This window comes from Vibrio sp. V42_P2S4T144 (genome assembly GCF_009904715.1).
In the GTDB taxonomy this organism is placed as follows: Bacteria; Pseudomonadota; Gammaproteobacteria; order Enterobacterales; family Vibrionaceae; genus Vibrio; species Vibrio alginolyticus.
Genome location: NZ_WXWS01000630.1, coordinates 1 through 4,303 on the forward strand (window position 1 = coordinate 1; position 4,303 = coordinate 4,303).

Here is a 4,303-nt window from a genome sequence, read left to right on the forward strand (position 1 = left end):
CACGTTAGAGCTGTTTAAATAGATATTATTTTATCAATATTTACTGTATGACCCATCAATAATCATAGAATTTTAAATTCCAGTTAGACTTGAATGTATTGAGAGAGTAAAAGTTAACTCAGTTTCATATGTCAGCCAGCTGGAAGGAATTGAAAGTGTTAGATACAAGTGTCCAAGAGACATTAATTAACGGCATTGAATTAGATATTGATATTACTCCGACTTTTTCACTTGCTGCTCAGCAAAACTCTTATCCAATAATTAAGTCTATCCGAGTGAGTTACCCTAAAAAAGAGGAACAAGAATCCCCCACATATCGGTCGCTTGTTCTTAAACTCGAAGGAGTTGAAGGCTGGCTAGATGAAACATCATGGCATATTGATCGCTTAGAGCCTGGTGAGGTAGTAAGTTTAAAAGTAAAAGAGTTACAGTTTCCCTTTGATAAGCTGTTTGGGTTAACTGAAGAAGTAAAACTATCTTTGTTTTTTAAATTGATGAGTGACGATGGAGAGGTACTCAAAGAGTGTAAAGTTCCTCTTGATGTTCTGCCTGCTGATTATTGGGGCGGAGAGATCCGTCAACCAGCTCTGTTAGGTGCATTTGTCAAGCCCAACGGTGTATATGTTGAATCTCTTATTCACAAGGTTACACAAGTTCTTGAAAAAGGTGGCTATGGGCGCTCTGTCGATGGCTATCAGTCGAATACACGTGAAAAGCCGTACCTAATGATCGCAGCTTTGTGGAACGTAATTTTTCAAGAAAAGCTAGCTTATGTAAGCCCGCCTAAGGGGTTTGCGAAATTGGGTCAGCGCGTTAGGCTGCCTTCTGATATTAGTAATTCCAGAATGGCGGCTTGTTTGGATTTGTCTGTGTTGTTTGCTAGTTGTATCGAAGCAATGGGTTTGAATCCTGTCGTGGCAATCACGGAAGGTCATGCTTTTGCGGGTGCTTGGCTTATTGATGAAAGATTACCTATCTTAACAAATGATGACCCTCAGGATGTAAGAAAACGGATAGATAACCGTGATCTAGTGTTGTTTGAAACGACTTTAGTTACTAGTGACTCTCCAATTACTTTTGAGCAGTCGAGAGAGCATGCTCGAGAATTGCTATCAGAAGAACATGAAAAACAGTTTGTGATGGTCATTGATATTGCTCAAGCGAGAGCGCAAGCGATAAAACCACTCTCAACCGTAGAAGCTACACGAGAAGAAAAAACGTCAGAAGATACTTCAGTTGAGCTGATGTTACCTGTTGTTCCACCTTTACCCCCTGTGCGAAAAGAAGAACAAGTTATAGAGGAAACTCCAGAAACTAGGATCGATACTTGGTCACGCAAGCTTCTTGATTTAACAAAGAAAAATAGCCTTATTAACTTTAGTGACCGAGCCATTGCGATCAAATTATATTGTCCTGATATTGCTGCGATCGAAGATATGTTGGCAGATGGCGTAAAATTTAAGTTTCAGTCTGCACAGGAAAGTCCTTACTTTGACTCTGAGCGCGATAACGAATTGTTTCGTCTTCAGTCCGGGTCTGATCTCCATCGAAGCTACGCGTTCAATCAAATTCAGAATAAGATTCTGATTGCTAATCAGTCACCTAATCGATTAGAGCGAAACTCTATAGAGTTGTTCCGAAAAGCAAAAAATGATCTGGAAGAGGGTGGTTCGAATACGCTTTTTCTAGCGCTTGGCTTTTTGAAATGGAAAGAGAACCCAGAAGATACAAGAAGTTATAAAGCTCCTCTATTATTAATTCCCGTAAAGCTTACCCGTCGTAGTGCTCGTGCGTCTGTTTACGTCGAGCAACTTCAAGAAGAAGAACCAATTTTTAATCTTACTCTTATTGAGTTTCTGCAATCCGAGCATGATATCAACCTAAGTGAATTTCGAGATGAATTACCGATGGATGATAGTGGTATAGATGTACCTTATGTATGGCACAGAGTAAGAGACGCCGTTAAGGAACAAGCTGGTTTTGAGTTAGTGGAAGAGCTAGTTTTAGGTTCTTTCTCTTTCGCTAAATATCTGATGTGGAAAGATCTTAAAGATCGGTTAGATGATCTCAAGGAAAATTTATTTGTTAAGCATTTAGTTGATAACCCTAGGGACCCATACCCCCAAGAGAGCTCGTTTATCGAACGAGAAGAAATTGATGAGAAATTAGATCCTGCCTCGATTTATACTCCTTTGAACTGCGACAGTTCTCAGTTGGTTGCAGTGGATGCTTCTGCTCGTTCACAAGATTTCGTTCTGGAAGGGCCTCCAGGAACCGGAAAGTCAGAGACTATCGCTAATATCATTGCTCATAATATCGGGCTCGGGCGAAAAGTACTCTTTGTCGCGGAGAAAATGGCTGCACTGAATGTGGTATATCGCCGTTTACAGAAAGTAGGTTTGGATCATCTTTGCTTGGAACTACATAGCAATAAAGCGAACAAACGAGCAGTTCTTGAACAATTAAATAAGGCATGGCAGAAAAGAGAGGGTTTAAGCTCTGAGGAATGGGAAGCGAATATTATAGAGCTCAAGTCGAGGAGAGATGAGCTTAACAATTATGTTCGTGCTTTACATGGAAAATCGGCATTTGGAATCTCAGCCAGAGACGCTATCTCTACCGTTGCATTAAATGGTGAAACCTTAAAAGTCAAGCTAGATTGGCTCCCTGACATAACAGCAGCTCCTATTTCTACAAAAGAGGATTTAGTTAGGATTAAAGAGTTAGTCGGGAGGCTAGCACTAGCATTCTCTGATATTAAGGGCTTGAACATCAACGCATTTATGCCAGTTTTTGCTACTGAGTGGTCGAATGTTTGGCAGTCTAATTTACTTGCTGTTATTGATGACTGGTTAAAAAACTACGATGTCTTAGTAGATTGGACACAACAGGTTCAATCGAGTTTTTCGCTTACCTCGATACGCCAAACGCTTAAAAATGTTGAAGCACTAGAAAGTGCTTATGAGTTGGCAATGATCGCAACGTTTGAAGATATTGCATTCGCTGTAGATTCTGGTTCAAAAGAACGAATTGCAGCCATTCAAGAGTTGTCGGTATTAAAAGCAGATTACGACCAGCAGCTTAAAGACATATCGCATGGCGTGACTAGCGACAACTTGTCTAAGTTACCCACAGAGAGATGGCTACAATTGGCTGAAGAAGCTAAAACAAGTTGGTTTAAAGCAATATTTCGCAAGCGTAAGATAAATCGCGAAGCGAAAGAGTTTGGCCTGTCTCAAATTGAAGATTTGTTACTTCTTGAAAAAATTGCGACGGTTCAGAAGCTCAAGAGCTCAATAGAAGAACATATCAACATTATTGGGGACTACTCGGTCTGGAAAGGTTGGGATACGTCTCACGAAATATTAGAAAGCACTGCAGTAACAGGAAAAAAAATTCGTGAGATTGTATCTAACCTAGTTAGCTTGACTGATGAACCCTCTGAAATATTGATTGCGATAAGAAAATGGTTTGTAGATGGGAGAGAGTTTTTAGAAGAGTCGAAAGTATATTCAAGCCTAAATAACTTTTCCAAGGCGGTAAAAGAATTCAAAAACTCGAATTCGATTGTTGCGGAACTTGGAGTCAGTATACCCGAGCAAGCTGAACTTGAATCACTATATCGGAATTTTAATGATATAAAGACTCAGTCAAACAAGTTGAAAAACTGGTGTGAGTGGCAATCAGTCAAGCAGAAGGCGTATGACAATAAGCTTGATGTAATGGTTAAAGCTCTGGAATCAGGAGTAAGTAACCCTGAAGAGTTAAATGAGCAATTTCGAGTTGCTTTTTCTTATTGGCTCGCCCCACTTCTTATTGATGCCAGCGATGAGCTTCGAAAGTTCAAAGCTTCAACGCATGAACAAACAATAAAAGAGTTTCAAGTGGTAGACGAACGTGTTGCTAAGATTACAAGCGATTACGTGGTTGCACTTGCTTCGAAGAGTGCTCCTACACAACAATCTATGGAGCAGAGTTCGAAACAATTTGGTGTATTAGCTAAAGAGCTTCAGAAAAAAACTCGGCATATACCAATCCGAAGTTTGATTAGCGAGCTAGGTCATTCGTTATTGGATTTGTGTCCATGTTTAATGATGTCACCATTGTCCGTTGCTCAGTTTTTGCCCTCTGATTTCAGAGGATTTGACTTGGTTGTTTTTGACGAAGCATCACAAATGACCACTTGGGATTCGGTAGGTGCTATAGCGAGAGGGAAAAACGCAATCATTGTCGGTGATCCAAAACAGATGCCCCCAACAAACTTTTTCTCTGCTCGAGGGAATTCGGATGATCCAGATGAAGA

1 protein-coding gene is annotated in these 4,303 nt (G+C 40.3%); it reads left to right on the plus strand.

Features of this window, described 5'->3' with window-relative positions; genetic code table 11:
• Positions 1-155 precede the first annotated feature (155 nt).
• Positions 156-4,303: DUF4011 domain-containing protein (locus CAG68_RS20425; RefSeq protein ID WP_161441586.1), on the plus strand; the 4,148-nt coding region annotated here is incomplete at its 3' end.